Annotated in this window: 14 protein-coding genes and 1 pseudogene; all 15 read left to right on the top strand. The window is 35.0% G+C overall.

Features of this window, described 5'->3' with window-relative positions; translation table 11 throughout:
- Positions 1-87: 87 nt before the first annotated feature.
- The 15 genes and pseudogenes from ACRYLU_RS05480 to ACRYLU_RS05550 all read left to right on the top strand — a co-directional run bounded on the left by ACRYLU_RS05480 (position 88) and on the right by ACRYLU_RS05550 (position 14,754).
- Entirely contained in the window at positions 88-1,149 is a 1,062-nt protein-coding gene (locus tag ACRYLU_RS05480) for a DUF871 domain-containing protein (RefSeq protein WP_058205650.1), read from the top strand.
- Positions 1,142-2,035: an N-acetylmuramic acid 6-phosphate etherase gene (murQ, locus tag ACRYLU_RS05485; protein WP_038601138.1), complete on the top strand. Its 894-nt coding sequence runs from the start codon at positions 1,142-1,144 to the stop codon at positions 2,033-2,035. Before ACRYLU_RS05480 ends, murQ begins: the two co-directional genes overlap by 8 nt.
- A 34-nt stretch (positions 2,036-2,069) precedes the next feature.
- Positions 2,070-4,022, top strand: a complete 1,953-nt coding sequence (locus ACRYLU_RS05490; protein WP_445081344.1) for a glucose PTS transporter subunit IIA — start codon at positions 2,070-2,072, stop codon at positions 4,020-4,022.
- Between the two features lie 61 nt (positions 4,023-4,083).
- Positions 4,084-4,935 carry a MurR/RpiR family transcriptional regulator gene (locus ACRYLU_RS05495; protein ID WP_195927940.1) on the top strand — a complete coding sequence of 284 codons (852 nt, stop codon included), beginning with the start codon at positions 4,084-4,086 and terminating at the stop codon, positions 4,933-4,935.
- A 130-nt stretch (positions 4,936-5,065) separates the two neighbouring features.
- Positions 5,066-5,824 carry a triose-phosphate isomerase gene (gene tpiA, locus ACRYLU_RS05500; RefSeq protein ID WP_029343862.1) on the top strand — a complete coding sequence of 253 codons (759 nt, stop codon included), beginning with the start codon at positions 5,066-5,068 and terminating at the stop codon, positions 5,822-5,824.
- A 219-nt stretch (positions 5,825-6,043) separates the two neighbouring features.
- On the top strand, positions 6,044-7,015 hold the full coding sequence (locus ACRYLU_RS05505) for a choloylglycine hydrolase family protein (RefSeq protein WP_445081345.1): 972 nt from the start codon (positions 6,044-6,046) through the stop codon (positions 7,013-7,015).
- 48 nt (positions 7,016-7,063) lie between these two features.
- Positions 7,064-7,636, top strand: a complete 573-nt coding sequence (locus ACRYLU_RS05510) for a hypothetical protein (protein ID WP_038601124.1) — start codon at positions 7,064-7,066, stop codon at positions 7,634-7,636.
- A gap of 246 nt (positions 7,637-7,882) precedes the next feature.
- Positions 7,883-9,202: a DUF3440 domain-containing protein gene (locus ACRYLU_RS05515; protein ID WP_445081346.1), complete on the top strand. Its 1,320-nt coding sequence runs from the start codon at positions 7,883-7,885 to the stop codon at positions 9,200-9,202.
- Positions 9,184-9,708 (top strand): annotated as a pseudogene (locus ACRYLU_RS05520) (IbrB-like domain-containing protein); the annotation flags it as partial. The gene ACRYLU_RS05515 and the pseudogene ACRYLU_RS05520, both read left to right, overlap by 19 nt.
- A 182-nt stretch (positions 9,709-9,890) precedes the next feature.
- A complete protein-coding gene (hemW, locus tag ACRYLU_RS05525; RefSeq protein WP_098403301.1) occupies positions 9,891-11,030 on the top strand; it encodes a radical SAM family heme chaperone HemW in 1,140 nt (379 codons plus the stop codon).
- A 58-nt stretch (positions 11,031-11,088) separates the two neighbouring features.
- Positions 11,089-11,889, top strand: coding sequence for a glycoside hydrolase family 25 protein (locus ACRYLU_RS05530; protein ID WP_240733661.1), 801 nt, complete (start codon positions 11,089-11,091; stop codon positions 11,887-11,889).
- A 106-nt stretch (positions 11,890-11,995) separates the two neighbouring features.
- A complete protein-coding gene (locus ACRYLU_RS05535) occupies positions 11,996-12,436 on the top strand; it encodes a deoxycytidylate deaminase (protein ID WP_021721810.1) in 441 nt (146 codons plus the stop codon).
- Positions 12,437-12,532: 96 nt separating this feature from the next.
- Complete coding sequence (locus tag ACRYLU_RS05540; RefSeq protein WP_038601104.1) at positions 12,533-13,261, top strand: acyl-[acyl-carrier-protein] thioesterase; 729 nt, start codon at positions 12,533-12,535, stop codon at positions 13,259-13,261.
- Positions 13,262-13,310: 49 nt separating this feature from the next.
- Positions 13,311-14,084, top strand: a complete 774-nt coding sequence (locus ACRYLU_RS05545; protein ID WP_012897745.1) for a TIGR01457 family HAD-type hydrolase — start codon at positions 13,311-13,313, stop codon at positions 14,082-14,084.
- 52 nt (positions 14,085-14,136) lie between these two features.
- Positions 14,137-14,754: a TIGR01906 family membrane protein gene (locus ACRYLU_RS05550; RefSeq protein WP_098403304.1), complete on the top strand. Its 618-nt coding sequence runs from the start codon at positions 14,137-14,139 to the stop codon at positions 14,752-14,754.
- Positions 14,755-14,775: the final 21 nt, after the last annotated feature.

Raw genomic sequence — 14,775 nt, forward strand, 5'->3', positions numbered from 1 at the left:
AAAAGATTAAATTAATACTTGAAACAATAATTCTTTTAGGTTATAATGAATACGTTATCAGGAAATAATATTTCGGAAGGATAAAAAATGTACGGTTTTTCAATTTTTATGAATAGGGACTTAAATGAAAAGGACTATTTATATATTGACAAGATGACTAATCATGGTTTTAAAGGGATTTTCACATCGATGCATATTCCCGAGGATGAAGCAAGTCTATATAAAAAAAGACTAAGAGACTTAGGAACGGCTGCTAAAAAGAATCATTTGAAACTTATGGTTGATATTTCAGGTCAAGCTTTAGAAAAAGCTGGATTTTCTATTGATAGAGTAGAAGAACTTCAAGAACTTGGAGTAACTGGTCTCAGAATGGATTATCATATCAGCAATGAGACAATTGCGAAAGTCAGTCAAAAAATGACAGTCAGTCTAAATGCCAGTACGATTAGGCAAGAAGATATTGACGAGTTAAAAGAATACAAGGCAAACTTTAACCAGCTTGAAGCCTGGCACAACTATTACCCAAGACCAGAAACAGGTCTTTCTCGGGAGAGCTTTCTTAGAAAAAATGAATTTTTGAAAAGAAATTCATTTAAAGTTATGGCCTTTATTCCGGGAGACGATTCTCTACGTCATCCTTTATATGAAGGATTACCAACCCTTGAAGCGCACCGCTATCAATATCCACTCTCTTCCTTACTTGATATGGAGTCTATAAATATAGATCATATTTATGTTGGGGATGGAGGCTTAAAAGAAAGAACAGCTTGGCAGATTAACCAATATCTTCAAGAGAGGGAACTTGTATTGCAAGCAACCCAAGTAACTAATGATTTTGCTAAAGTCCTCGGTGAGCATGAAAATAGACACGATGATGCTAGAGATGTCGTCCGCAGCGCTCAGGCCCGCTTCAATGAAATTTCTGAAATAAATCCAGAAAATACAATTGAGAGAAAAAAAGGCTCGATTACTATTGATAATTGTGAATATGGTCGTTATATGGGCGAAATTCAAATTACTAAAAGGAATTTGCCAGCAGATAAAAAAGTAAATGTTGTGGGAAATATTATTAAAGAAGATTTAGAACTTATTTCTTTTATTGGCCCAGGACAAAAATTTAAAATAGAAAAAGAGAAAAATAATGATTGATTTATCAACACTAACAACAGAACGACGAAATAACGAAACTTTTAACCTTGACCAAATGACTGTCGCAGAAGCGCTTGTTAAAATGAATAATGAAGATAAAAAAGTTGCTTTTGCAGTTGAAGATGCACTTCCAAGTATTGAACCAGTTATTTCATCAGCGATTGAAGCTTTTAACAAAGGGGGGCGTTTGATTTATATGGGTGCTGGAACAAGTGGTCGTTTAGGTGTGCTTGATGCCGCTGAATGTGTTCCAACCTTTGGCGTACCAGCTACACAAGTAATTGGTCTAATTGCTGGTGGTGACAAAGCAATGACGGTTGCTGTCGAAGGGGCTGAGGATAGTCTTGAACTTGGAAGACAAGATTTGATTGATTTGAATTTGAATGAGAACGATCTTGTTTTAGGAATCGCTGCTAGTGGTCGGACTCCTTATGTAATTGGAGCTTTAGATTACGCTAAAGAAATTGGTGCTAAAACGGCAAGTCTTTCTTGTAATCTTAATGCTGAAATTTCAAAACATGCTGAATTTCCAATTGAAGTTGATTGTGGACCAGAATTTTTAACAGGCTCAACAAGATTAAAATCGGGAACAGCTCAAAAATTAATTTTGAATATGATTTCAACAATTTCAATGATTGGGATTGGTAAAGTTTATAATAACTTGATGGTCGATGTTAAACCAACAAATGAAAAATTAGTTGAGCGTAGTAAACGCATCATTATGCAAGCGACAGATTGTAGTTATGAAGAAGCCGAAGAAAAATTCATTGAAGCCAATCAAGATGTTAAACTTGCAATTGTCATGTTATTAACTAATTGTGCAGCAGAAGAAGGAAAAACCAAGCTTGTTAGAGCAAATGGTTTTGTGAAAAATACTCTGAATTAAGAATTTACCTTTTAAGGTGGGAGAAGGAGCAAAAATGGCAGAAGAAAAAATAGCTCGTATTGCACGAGAGATTTATGAAAATGTTGGTGGAACACAAAATGTAAAAAAATTGATTCATTGCATGACTCGTGTTCGGATGACCATTATTGATGATTCAAAAGTTAACTTAGCTGGTTTAAAGGCAATTGATGGAGTGATGGGTGTCGTTGAAGATGAAACACTACAAGTTGTCATCGGACCTGGAACTGTAAATAAAGTTGCTCAAGCAATGGTTGAGACAGTTGGGGTAAGGTTAGGAGAAACTTTCCCAAGTGCTGAAGGTAAATCAATTGATGATTTAATGGCAAAAACAAAATCGGAAGCTAAAGAAAAGTATAATAAGCCTTCAAAATTTAAAGCGGTTCTTAATACGATTTCTAAAATATTCGTTCCATTGATTCCTGCTTTTGTTGGTGCCGGTTTGATTGGTGGGCTGGCCTCTGTTTTAGGTAACTTAGTCACTGCTGGTACCTTAGATGCCGCAACGTGGACCCAGTTTATTACCGTCTTAAAAATTATTCAATCTGGAATTTTTTCTTACTTAGCCATCTATGTCGGAATTAATTCAGCTCAAGAATTTGGAGCGACACCTTCGCTTGGTGGTGTTATTGGTGCGGTTTCCTTGCTCACAGGAATGAACCCAGAAGCACCATTAAAAAATATCTTTAATGGAAGTGCACTTTCGGCAGGACAAGGCGGGATTATTGGCGTAATTTTCGCTGTTTGGTTACTATCGATTTTAGAAAAACAACTACGTAAATTTATTCCTGACTCAATTGATATTATTGTGACACCAACCATTGGTTTATTGGTCATTGGTTTTGCGGAGATTTTTGCCATTATGCCGGTAGCGGGAGTTATTTCTTCAAGTTTAGTCGGGGCAATTAACTTTATTCTTCAAGTTGGTGGTGGTTTCTCTGGCTTTGTTTTGGGTGTACTTTTCCTACCAATGGTTATGTTTGGTTTACATCAAATTTTAACCCCTATTCATTTAGAAATGATTGCTAAAACGGGTTCAACACAATTATTACCAATCCTTGCAATGGCTGGAGCTGGTCAAGTTGGTGCTGCGATTGCGCTTTGGCTTCGTTTGAGAAAAGATAAAGAATTTGTCGAACTTGTTAAAGGTGCTCTTCCAGTAGGGATTTTAGGAATTGGAGAACCTTTAATTTATGGGATTACCCTACCACTTGGTCGTCCATTCATCACTGCCTGTATTGGTGGTGGGATCGGTGGTGCAATCATTGGTTCATTAGGTCAAGCTGGAGCTATTGCTATTGGTCCTTCAGGACTTGCTCTCCTTCCACTTATTGCTAATGGCAAATGGTGGGTTTATCTTCTTGGACTATTGGGTGCTTATATTGGTGGTTTTATTGCTACTTATCTTTTCGGTATTCCTAAAGATGCAAAAGAAAAAGCAGATAATTACGGAAAATCAGTCCAAATGGAAACTATTCAACCTACTTTACGTGTTGTGACAACTCCAGAATTTTCTAGTTCAACAATCGCATCACCACTTGAGGGGAATGTGAAAGAACTTTCTACAATTGAGGATGAAGTTTTCTCAAGCGGAATGTTGGGTAAAGGAGTAGCCATTGAACCAGATAATGGAGATGTCGTTTCGCCCGTCAATGGACTTGTTACTACAGTTTTCCCAACTAAGCACGCGATTGGTTTGACTAGTGATGACGGTGTTGAAATTCTTATTCATATTGGAATGGATACTGTTGGCTTAAATGGTGAAGCTTTTGAAAGTTTCGTTAAGCAAAATGACCGTGTCAAAAAAGGAGATTTACTGGTAAGAGCAGATCTTTCAAAAATAAAAGCAGCAGGTTTATCTATAATTACACCTGTGGTTATCACAAATTCAGATACTTATCGAGAAATTGTTATCAGCCATGATGGAAAAATAAGTAAAGGTCAAGAGATTATAACAGTAAAAGCATAAAAGTTAGAGGTTGGTTTATACCAACCTCTTTGTTATAATTAAAGAAGAACGGAGAGGTTAAATGGATACTTTACTTATCATTAGGCAAAATTATTCTAGCTTTACGACAGTTGAGAAAAAAATAGCTGACTATATTTTTGAAGTCGGAGAGAAAATGCTAGAAAAAAGTGCGCAAGAAGTGGCTGGAGAAATTGGTAGCTCCTCTGCAGCTTTAGTAAGATTTTCCAGAAAGTTAGGTTATGATGGATTCTCCCAGTTTAAACAAAAATTGAGTGCCTCATATGCTGCTCATGTAGACGATGAAGAATACTACAAGGAAGTAAATGATTCAGAAACGCCTACTTCAATCAAGAATAAACTCAAAGTCCGGGTAAATCACATGGTAGAAACGACAAACTCTGCTCTATTGGATGATGAAATTATGGAAGCTGTGTCTTCAATTGATGATGCTGAGAATATCTTTGTTTTTGGAATTGGAGCATCTTCAATGGTTGCTCAGGATATTTTTCAAAAGTTTAGTCGAATTGGCAAGCAAGTTATCTTTATTCAAGATGCCCATTTATTTGTTTCCTCTCTTTCTGTTTCTAATAAAAAAACAATCTTCATTGGAATTTCAATGAAGGGGGAAACAAAAGAAGTTCTGGAACTTGCAAGCGTGGTGAAAAATATGAAAATCCCCATTATTGCAATTACTTCTCGGGAAAATTCAAGCTTAGGACAAATGGCTGATTGTATTCTTCATTCTGTTTCTGGTGAAGATTATCAAATGAGGACTGCTGCAACAATGAGTTTGATGGCGCAACTTTATGTTGTTGACATTCTTTTTTATATGTATGTTTCAGAGCATTTTACAGAAAGTTATGACAAGTTGGAAAAAACACGTGATGCTATAAAATTATTGGAAAAAAAGTGACAGGATTGAAATTTATTAATGATGAGTTGATTTCTGCAATTTTTTTCACAATGTGATAAAATAGACCATGTAAAAGATGGACTGAAGTCCAAAATTTAAGAGGCTTAAACGCCCTATAAGGAGAATTAGAATGTCACGTAAACCAATTATCGCTGGTAACTGGAAAATGAACAAAACTTTGTCAGAAGCGCAAGCTTTTGTTGAAGCTGTAAAAAATAACTTGCCTTCATCTGATAAAGTTGAATCAGTTATCGGTGCACCTGCACTTTTCCTCGCTCCTATGGCTTACCTTCGTCAAGGTTCAGAATTGAAACTTGCTGCTGAAAATAGCTACTTTGAAAATGCTGGAGCCTTCACTGGTGAAAATAGTCCAGCTGCTATCGTTGATTTAGGTGTTGAATACATCATTATCGGTCACAGCGAACGTCGTGAATATTTCCACGAAACTGACGAAGACATCAACAAAAAAGCAAAAGCAATCTTCGCTGCTGGAGCAACTCCAATCCTTTGTTGTGGTGAAACTTTGGAAACTTTTGAAGCTGGAAAAACAGCTGAATGGGTTTCAGGTCAAATCGAAGCTGGTCTTGCTGGCTTGAGTGCTGAACAAGTTTCAAACTTGGTTATTGCTTATGAACCAATCTGGGCAATCGGAACTGGTAAAACTGCAACAAACGAAATCGCTGACGAAACTTGTGGTGTTGTCCGTTCAACAGTTGAAAAACTTTACGGAAAAGAAGTTTCAGAAGCTGTACGTATCCAATACGGTGGTTCAGTTAAACCTGAAACAATCGAAGGATTGATGGCTAAAGAAAACATCGATGGTGCCCTCGTTGGTGGAGCTTCACTTGAAGCTGATAGCTTCCTTGCATTGCTTGAAATGTACAAATAATTTTATAATTATGGGTTGAATGAAAGTACTGACAATTGCGTCATAGGATAACCGTTGCGAGTTCACTTGCTTACGGATATGCTAGCAGTTTCTGTCAGTACTTTTTTTGTACATTTTTTAGTTTCTGTCATAGGATTGAAGTTTACAGATCTGCTAGTATCTCTATCAGTAAAACTTTTGATAAAATAAGGAGATGACAAATTAATTAAGGGGAGAAAAATGTGTACCAGTTTTCAACTAAAGTCAAGTGATGGTGGATTAGTCTTTGCTAGAACAATGGATTGGCATACTTTTAATGCTACTGCCCTTGTTCTACCAAGAAATTATGAATGGACAAGCGTTTATAACAATCAAAAAATGATTAATCCATATGCTATCCTTGGCGTCGGAAATAGCGAAATGAGATTACATGCTGATATTTCAGATGGTGTAAATGAATATGGCTTGGCGGCGCAAAAACTAACTTTTTCAAATCAGTCAGACTACGCTAAAGAAGCCGAGAAGGGAAAAGTTCAACTTGCGGCTTTTGAGTTTTTGCTTTGGTTGTTGGGGAATTGCCGTTCAATTGAAGAAGTTCGTCAGAATATTGATAATGTACAGTTGATGACTGATGAAAATGCAATCTATAAATTTGGGCGTAATGATTTACATTTTTCTGCGACAGATCCAAGCGGCCAAATGATTAATATTGAACCGCATGGTGGACGATTGGTCATTTCAGATAATCCAATTGGTGTGGTTACAAATGCTCCTAAATTTGAGAAAGAAGTTGAGAAATTAAGGACTTATATGGATATCAATTTACTGACAGAAAGTGAAAATACTTCTGTCAGTAAAAATGAGGACAATCATTCATCATCAGGAAATCTGTCAGTAAAAAATGATAATCCTAACCAAATTTCGACAGGAAGTTTCAATGGGAAACCAGTTTTTCCTGGAGGATTCACACCAACAGCTCGATTTATTCGAGCAGCTATTTACAAAGAAAGAGCGGTGTATCCTAAAGATGAACAGCAAAATATTGTTGAGGCATGGCATATTTTAAATGGTGTCACAGTTCCAAAGTCTGAAGGCCGCTCAGGGACTTACACTGTTTATCGCAGTGCTGTGGAAGTGAACAGTCGCAGACTTTACATACAAACGTATGATGATTTAAGTATACAAGTCTATCGTTTCCCAGATGAATTATAATCTTAAGATTTTGTTATAATGAAAACAAAATTATTTTAGGAGAATTTAATGCATCTCATCGTTATTTTAGGCGCACTTATTTCAATATCTTTTACAACTACTTATCTTATCGCTAGTCTGCGTGGTCGAGTTAAACCGAATAGAATTACTTGGTTAATTTGGGGAATTGCTCCATTGATTAGTACAGCAGCATCCTTATCAACTGGTGTTTCTTGGGCAAGTTTACCCGTATTTATGGCTGGCTTTGGGCCAATTTTAGTTTTTATTGTTTCATCATTTAACAAAGCAGCTTATTGGAGAATTGAAAGATTTGATTATATTTGTGGCCTTGTTTCTATTTTGGCCTTAGTAGCTTGGTATTTGACTAAAAATCCTAATGTTGCAATATCTCTTGCGATATTATCAGATGCTTTAGCCGCATTACCTACCATGTTAAAAGGTTGGAAGTATCCCGAAACAGAAAATGGTTTCTTGTTTTTAGGTAGTCTTTTTTCTGCATCAACAAGTTTTACAGAGATTCATCATTGGAATTTCGCAGAAGTTGCTTTTCCAATTTATCTCATCTTGCTTAGTTTAACAATGTTATTCCTTATTGAAGGAAGAAGAAAATACTTGAAATAGAAAAAAGTACTTGTTCAAGTACTTTTTTCTAATTTAAGCCTTAAGATAAGGTGCGATGCTAATGTAAAATTGCAAAATAAAGTAATTTATAATAAAATATAAAAATATAAACGTATTTTATATTTAATTTTTGTATTTTAAAATAATAAATATGGTTTCAATTGGAAGACCTAAACTTTAATAGGATTTAAAAGTTTTAAGTTCAATGAGTGAAATGTTAAAAAAGTTATGCGAAAGGTAACGAATGTGAGGAAATATCAAAAGGAAAATGTTTACGAAGCTTTCAATAAACGACTAGATTATATTTGTAATTATTTCGACCACTTAATTGTCTCCTTTTCTGGCGGGAAAGATTCTGGATTGATGCTAGAACTTGTTCATCGTTATTATGAAGAAAATAAACTTGCTGACAGTGAAATAGCAGTTTCTGTTTATTATCTTGACTATGAGGGGAATTATCAAGAAACCAAAGACTATATAGAACGGTCAATGGGGAAATATCCTGATTTTGATTATTATCATATTTGTATGCCTGTCTCTGCTTCTTGTGGAATATCGATGTCACAATCGACTTGGCTTCCTTGGGACCCTGAACATCCCGAACTCTGGTTGAATTCAGTTCCAGAAGGAGCAATTCATCTTGAAAATCACAATTTTCCTTTTTTTGAAATAGGAATGTCTGATTATGATTTTCAAAGCAAATTCTGTCAGTGGCTTCATCAAGAAAAGAAAGCAGAAAGAACAGCAGTTCTTGTCGGAATTAGAGCTCAAGAAAGTTTAAATCGCTTTAATGCTGTGACACGTGATGAAACTTTTTCAAGATTTGGAACTACAAATTACAGTCATCGAATTTTTCATAATGTTTTCAATTTTTATCCGATGTATGATTGGTTGTTTGAGGATGTCTGGGTAGCAAATGCTAAATTTGGTTTTGATTATAATCATTTATATGATTTATATTTTCAAGCAGGAGTACCCTTTAAAAGTATGAGAGTTGCCAATCCTTTTCATCAATGTGGCGTCTCATCTTTGAAATTATATCAAGCATTGGAGCCTGAAACTTGGGGAAAATTGATTGGTCGTGTTAATGGTGCCAACTTTGCAGCTCTTTATGGTGGAACAATTGCTCTTGGTTATCGAGGGGTTAGCCTGCCTAAAGGACATACTTGGGAGAGTTACGTTAATTTTCTACTTAAAACTTTACCAGAGGATATTCGAGAAGTTTATTTAAAAAAATTCCAGAGTTCTATGACTTATTGGACAAAAAACGGGGGAGCTTTGCCTCAGAAAGTTGTCAGTGAACTAGAAGAAACAAATTTGCAATTTGAAAATTTAGGTACTCCAAAAAATAATCGAAATTACAAACAGGAATATGAATTAGTTCGTTTCAAAAAATATCCTGATGATGTACCAATTAAGAATTTCAGATTAGTTCCCTCTTATAAAAGAATGTGTATCACCATTTTAAAAAATGATACTTCCTGTCAATATATGGGATTTGGTCAAACGAAAGATGAATTGCAAAAGAAGAAGGAGGCAATGAAAAAATGGGAGAGCTTTTTGTAAGTCCAGCTTATCAGGTGAGAAGGGTTTCAATTGAAAAGATTAGAGCAAATTCGTATAATCCTAACAAAACTGCGCCAACTGAATTTAAACTTTTAGAACGGTCGATATTAGAAGATGGTTATACCATGCCAATTGTCTGTTATTATGACAAAGAAAATGATACTTATGAGATTGTAGATGGTTTTCACCGCTATCTTGTAATGAAAAATTCTGAAACGATTGCGCAAAGAGAAGGAAACTGTTTACCTGTTTCTGTGATTGATCGTCCTTTAGAAGATAGAATAGCCAGTACTATTCGCCATAATCGTGCCAGAGGGACTCATTCAGTAGAATTAATGACAGAAATTGTTCAACAATTGGTTGAAGCAGGTTTAAGCGATCGGTGGATTATGACAAATATAGGAATGGATAAAGAAGAATTACTAAGGCTCAAACAATTAAGTGGCCTTGCCTCTTTGTTTAAAGGAGGAGATTTTTCACGGTCTTGGGAATGGGAAAAAGAAGACAAGAATGTAGTTAAAGCTACCCTCTTTTTTATCTATATTTTCCGTTTTGTAAAGTCAATTGCTATCCATAGGTGTGTTATAATAGGTCAAGTATTTGTGATTTTTATTGGTAAGATTAATTTTAGGGTTAATCCTCTCACTATCTTTCATTAAATAGGAAAAATTTTTGAAGGGATTTATAAATGTTGCAAAAACCTAATTCGGCTTATTTTCACATTCCTTTTTGTTCTCATATTTGTTATTATTGTGATTTTGCTAAAGTACTGATGACAGGACAGCCGATTGATGCTTATATTGAATCGCTCATAGAAGAATTTCAAAGTTTTGAGATAGAAAAATTAAGAACAATCTATATTGGTGGTGGAACGCCAAGTGTTTTGTCAGCCCAACAACTTGAACGTTTACTGACAGCAATTGCTGAACAGTTAGATTTAGAAGTTTTGGAAGAATTTACTGTTGAAGCAAATCCAGGGGATTTATCAGATGAGGTCATTAAAGTTTTGGCTGATTCAGCAGTCAATCGAATTTCATTAGGTGTCCAAACTTTTAATGATGTTTTGCTCAAAAAAATCGGGCGGACACATACAGAAGTTCAAGTCTATGATTCAGTTGAAAGACTGAAAAAAGCTGGATTTGAAAATATTACGATTGATTTAATCTATGCTTTACCCGGGCAAACGATGGAGATGGTTAAGTCAGATGTTGAAAAATTTTTAGAATTAAAACTACCACATGTGGCTTTATATAGTCTTATTTTAGAGGACCATACAGTTTTTATGAATCGACAACGTCGTGGTCTTTTACGCCTGCCAAGTGAAGATAAAAATGCGGACATGTATGAATATATCATGGATATTTTAGCTAAAAATGGTTATAATCACTATGAAGTTTCAAATTTTGGCTTACCAGGATTTGAGAGCAAACATAATATAACTTATTGGGATAATGAGGAATATTATGGAATTGGTGCTGGAGCGTCAGGATATTTAGCAGGGATTCGTTATAAAAATCTTGGCCCAGTTCATCATTACCTTACAGCTGCTCCAACTGAAAAAAGGGTAAACGAAGAAGTTTTAAGTAAAAAATCTCAAATAGAAGAAGAAATGTTCTTAGGTCTTCGGAAAAAATCGGGAGTTTTGGTTGAGAAATTTGAAAATAAATTCAAGTGTTCATTTGAAAAATTATACGGTGAACAAATCACAGAACTTATCAATCAAAAATTATTATATGACGATAGACAAAGAATTCATATGACAGACAAAGGTTTTGAGTTGGGGAATAATGTCTTTGAGAAATTTTTACTCGATGATATTAATTTTTAATGCTATAGCGATGAATTTTTGTGAAAGTTATGTTACAATATAATTAATGAAACCTAAAATGAGACGTAAACTTAAAAAAATGGGAGCTTTTATCTTTATAGCATCCATGATTGCAATGATCGCCTTACTTGGTTTAGTACGAATTCGACCGGTAGAACCTCCTAAAAAATCAGCAACTGAAAAAATTGTTGTAAATCATATTTTGGATGAGAAGGTTTTGGATTTGAACAAACCAGTTGTTGACCTTTCGGGTTGGCAACGTCCAGAAGATATTGATTACAACACCTTAAGTCAGCATGTGATTGGTGCGGTTATTCGTGTCAATGGTTCTTATGGTCATGCTGATAATTCAGCAAGCAAGGATGGAGAAGATACTGCCTATAAACAGCACATTAAAGCTTTCCAAGAGCGGGGAATCCCGACGGCGGTTTATGCTTTTGTGACTGGAGAAAACACTTCTGAAATGAAGAAGCAAGCAAGAGACTTTTATCGTCGAGCAAGCCCTTATAAGCCGACCTATTATTGGCTTGATGTCGAGGTAACCAATATGAAAAATATGAACGAAGGGATCGAGGCTTTTCGTTCTGAATTAGAGAAACAAGGAGCTAAAAACATTGGTATCTATGCTCAAGATTGGTTTTTGCGAGATAATCAAATAAAAGTTGATAAATTTAAAGCGATTTGGATTGCTGCCTACGGACGAAATACAGGTTCTTGGGATGCTTCACCAGAAACGACTTTAAGTTATAAAATGCAACAATTTACTGACCAAGGAACTTTACCAGGTTACTCGGGAAATGTTGATTTGAATATGGTTAACAATCAAACCAACTATAATGAATTGTTTAAAAATCAATAATAAAAAAACTTTCAAGTTAATTTATGATTCTCTTGGAAGTTTTTTTATTAAGCCTGAAATAAATAAATTTGCTATAATAAATCAAAAAGCAATTAAGGAGTTCATGATGTCAGAGAAATTTACAAGACCAAGTAAAGATGAATATTTTAAAGAAATTGTCCAAGTGGTTGCAAAACGCTCAACTTGTAACCATGCTCAAGTAGGAGCTTTATTGGTCAGTCCAAATGGTCAACTTCTCTCTACGGGATATAATGGGGCGGTTTCAGGGATGCCACATTGTACAGATATTGGTTGTACTGAAGATAAATATGGACACTGTGTAGCAACGGTTCATGCAGAACAAAATGCGATTGCTCAAGCTGCTAAACATGGTGTTTCACCAGAAGGAGCGATTTTATATACAACTTTATTTCCTTGCCTTGCCTGCCTGAAATTAGTTGTTGCTGCTGGTGTGAAAGAAATTAAATACATTGATGAGTATCATGCTAAAGATCCTTATGAAGAATTATTGATTGATACTTTAGAAATCGCTTGTGAAAAAATTTAATTAGCTTTGAGAACTTTAAAAACTCTGGCTAATAGATGAGCAATTTATGAAAATTGCTCTTTTTTTTGCTAAAATAGAAGGCGAGGTTATCATAAAATGGGTATAAAATATCAACAAAATTATCAAGTTCCTTTCTATGAAAGTGATGCTTTTAAAAAAATGCGAATTTCAAGCCTTTTAGCTGTGGCTTTACAGATTTCTGGTGAGCAATCAACGGCACTTGGACGCTCAGATGTCTGGGTATTTGAGAGATATGGCCTCTTTTGGGCAGTTATTGAATATGAATTAACGATTCATCGTTTACCAGAATTTAATGAAAAAATAACAATTGAAACTGAAGCGACTAGTTATAATAAATTCTTTTGTTATCGTAATTTCTCATTTTTAGATGAAAATGGAAAAGTTTTAGTTGAAATTCGTTCAACTTGGGTTTTGATGGATAAGGCAACGAGAAAAATTGACCGTGTATTGGATGAAATTGTTGATCCTTATGAATCTGAAAAAGTATCAAAAATTTCACGTCCTCATAAATTCCGTAAAATTGACGAATTTAGTGATGCTCAAAAAATTGTTTATCCTGTCCGTTTTTCAGCGTTAGATATGAATGGACATGTTAATAATGCGAAATATTATGATTGGGCAGCTGATATGGTGGATTTTGAATTCCGTAAAAGTCATCAACCCAAACATGTATTTATAAAATATAATCATGAAGTCCTTTATGGTGAAGAAATTAATGCTTTAATGTCTTGGGAAGACGAAGTGAGTCATCACAATTTTAATGACGGAAGTACTCAAATTGAAATTCACTGGGGAAAAATTTAATGGCAGCTCTGTCAGTAAATTTTAGTGATAAAAAATAGAAGAGAATAAAATGACAAATAAAAAATATGGTGGTTACTTAATTGACCTTGACGGGACAATTTACTTGGGAAATAAGCGTATTCCTGCAGGCGAGAACTTCATTCATCGCCTACAAGAGGCCAAAATACCTTATCTTTTGGTCACAAATAACACAACAAAAACACCGCGCGTGGTACAACGCCGTTTGAGTCAACAATTTAATATTGATACTCCTTTGGAAACAATTTATACTGCAAGTCTTGCTACTGTTGATTATATGAATGATTTAGGCTTAGAAAAAACAGTTTATATCATTGGAGAAGATGGTCTTAAAGAAGCAATTTATGAGGCAGGTTACAAAAAAGATCGTGAGAATCCCGCTTATGTTGTGGTCGCTTTAGATACTGATTTAACTTATGAAATGCTTGTCCTGGCTACTCTCGCAATTCATAAGGGAGCTAAATTTATCGGAACAAATCCAGATTTGAATTTGCCAAACGAACGTGGTTTGACTCCTGGAGCTGGAGCGCTGATAAAAATGCTTGAAGCAGCAACACGAGTTGAAGCAACCATTATTGGTAAGCCAGAAGCTATTATAGCCAATAAAGCGGTCGAAAAATTAGGGCTTCCTAAATCTGATTTATTAATGGTTGGCGATAATTATCTGACAGATATTCATACGGGCATTAATAACGGAATTGATAGCTTGCTTGTCACAACTGGATTTACAAGAGCTGAAGAAGTACCAAATCTTCCAGTTCCTCCGACTTATGTTGTAGCTAGTTTAGATGAGTGGGAAGTTTGAAAATATTACTGATAGGTCTGTCAGTAAATTTTAGAATACTTTGGGAGCGCCTATGAGAGATAAAGTCATTTTTGGATTTAGTATTTTATGGATTATTGCCTTGTCAGTAACTTTAACTATTTTTTTGGCGGTTCCCTTATTTTTTGGTGAAATTTTTTGGTATCAATTAACCGATTTAGTTCAAATGACTGCCGGTAAAATAGGGCATAATTTTTTAATTCTGATGAATTATTTAATTAATCCTTTGGAAACGAAACTATCTATGCCTGATTTTCCTTCGTCAGCAAGTGGTCTTCACCATTTCGCAGAAGTGAAAAATTTGTTTATGCTTGTTTTCTTTCTGACAATCATTTTGATTCCTTTCATTATTCGATTTATGAAAGAAAATCTTTCGCTTGTTTTCCATAATGCGCTTAGAGTTGTTATGCTATTTCCTTTAGCAATTGGAGTTATTGCTTGGCTAATTGGCTTTGACCAATTTTTTGTAGCTTTTCATGAAGTACTTTTTCGGGATAATAGTTGGCTCTTTGACCCAGCGACTGACCCGATTATTAGCGTTTTGCCTGAGCAATTTTTCATGCATAGCTTTTTAATCTTTTTACTCATCTATGAATTAATCTTTTTTGTCATTTATAGACGTGGAACTTTATTTTTAAAGAAAAAATACTGACAGAATGGTCGGTGTTTTTTA

It is taken from the genome of Lactococcus sp. KTH0-1S, assembly GCF_052544945.1.

Excerpts from the sequence above, each read along its gene's own strand:
- ACRYLU_RS05545 (WP_012897745.1), top strand. The coding sequence starts at position 13,311 with ATGACAAATAAAAAATATGGTGGTTACTTAATTGACCTTGACGGGACA.
- ACRYLU_RS05505 (WP_445081345.1), top strand. The coding sequence starts at position 6,044 with ATGTGTACCAGTTTTCAACTAAAGTCAAGTGATGGTGGATTAGTCTTT.
- murQ (WP_038601138.1), top strand. The coding sequence starts at position 1,142 with ATGATTGATTTATCAACACTAACAACAGAACGACGAAATAACGAAACT.
- ACRYLU_RS05540 (WP_038601104.1), top strand. The coding sequence starts at position 12,533 with ATGGGTATAAAATATCAACAAAATTATCAAGTTCCTTTCTATGAAAGT.
- ACRYLU_RS05480 (WP_058205650.1), top strand. The coding sequence starts at position 88 with ATGTACGGTTTTTCAATTTTTATGAATAGGGACTTAAATGAAAAGGAC.
- ACRYLU_RS05535 (WP_021721810.1), top strand. The coding sequence starts at position 11,996 with ATGTCAGAGAAATTTACAAGACCAAGTAAAGATGAATATTTTAAAGAA.
- hemW (WP_098403301.1), top strand. The coding sequence starts at position 9,891 with ATGTTGCAAAAACCTAATTCGGCTTATTTTCACATTCCTTTTTGTTCT.
- ACRYLU_RS05490 (WP_445081344.1), top strand. The coding sequence starts at position 2,070 with ATGGCAGAAGAAAAAATAGCTCGTATTGCACGAGAGATTTATGAAAAT.
- ACRYLU_RS05495 (WP_195927940.1), top strand. The coding sequence starts at position 4,084 with ATGGATACTTTACTTATCATTAGGCAAAATTATTCTAGCTTTACGACA.
- ACRYLU_RS05510 (WP_038601124.1), top strand. The coding sequence starts at position 7,064 with ATGCATCTCATCGTTATTTTAGGCGCACTTATTTCAATATCTTTTACA.
- ACRYLU_RS05530 (WP_240733661.1), top strand. The coding sequence starts at position 11,089 with ATGAGACGTAAACTTAAAAAAATGGGAGCTTTTATCTTTATAGCATCC.
- tpiA (WP_029343862.1), top strand. The coding sequence starts at position 5,066 with ATGTCACGTAAACCAATTATCGCTGGTAACTGGAAAATGAACAAAACT.
- ACRYLU_RS05550 (WP_098403304.1), top strand. The coding sequence starts at position 14,137 with ATGAGAGATAAAGTCATTTTTGGATTTAGTATTTTATGGATTATTGCC.